This is a genomic window from Microcystis sp. LSC13-02, assembly GCA_002282935.1.
Taxonomy (GTDB): Bacteria; Cyanobacteriota; Cyanobacteriia; order Cyanobacteriales; family Microcystaceae; genus Microcystis.
Genome location: MTBT01000042.1, coordinates 3,958 through 4,813, shown reverse-complemented (window position 1 = coordinate 4,813; position 856 = coordinate 3,958). Strand labels below are relative to the sequence as shown.

1 protein-coding gene is annotated in these 856 nt (G+C 53.6%); it reads right to left on the bottom strand.

All coding sequences use genetic code 11. From position 1 onward, the window contains the following. On the bottom strand, positions 1-856 hold an 856-nt coding region (locus BGL89_RS02630; RefSeq protein WP_353743905.1), incomplete at both ends, for an ELWxxDGT repeat protein.

Genomic DNA, 856 nt, shown 5'->3' with positions numbered 1-856 from the left:
CGATTGGGGTGACACTGATATCATCATTGAGAATTGTTCCGGTGACTAGAGCGGTGGTAATAGTAGCGCCGTTGGTGGCATTGGAGAGGGTGACGGTAAAGTTTTCGTTCAGTTCTACCGTTGTATCCCCCTGAACGTTAACAGTAATTACTTTACTGGTTTCTCCGGAGGCAAAACTCACCGTTCCTGACGGTAACAATCCCCCGACAAAATCAGTGGCATTGGTAGGATTACTGCCGCTGCCGGTAACTGCCCAGTTAACGTTATTGCTTCCCGTGGTGTTATCCGCACGAGTGACGGTGAAGGTGAAAGCTTTACTGCCACTATTGCCCTCGGTTTGGTTGGCATTAGTGGCGGCAATGGCGAGGGTGGGAACTGTGGGACCCCCCACATTTAATGCCCACAACTCTTGACCGTTAACGCCGTTATCGGCAGTGAAGAACAAAGTATTGCCCACTACCTTCAGACTGCTGGGGCCGTAGCCAGAGGCACCGGGGATGATGTCGGTCACCAGAACCGTGCCGGCCTCCGTGCCGTCGCTCTTCCACAATTCCTCACCGTTTACGCCGTCATCGGCAGTGAAAAAGAGGGTACTGCCCACTACCGTTAGATTGCGGGGGAAGGAACTATAGGAACCGGGAGAAATATCTTTGACCAGAACTGTACCAGCTACCGTGCCGTCGCTCTTCCACAACTCCCCACCGTTAACGCCGTCATAGGCAGTGAAGAACAGGGTGTTGCCCACTGCCGTTAGATTGAGGGGGTAGGAGCTAAAGAAACCGGGGTTGATATCTTTGACCAAAACTGTACCCGCCGCCGTGCCGTCGCTCCTCCACAATTCCCGACCGTCAACGCC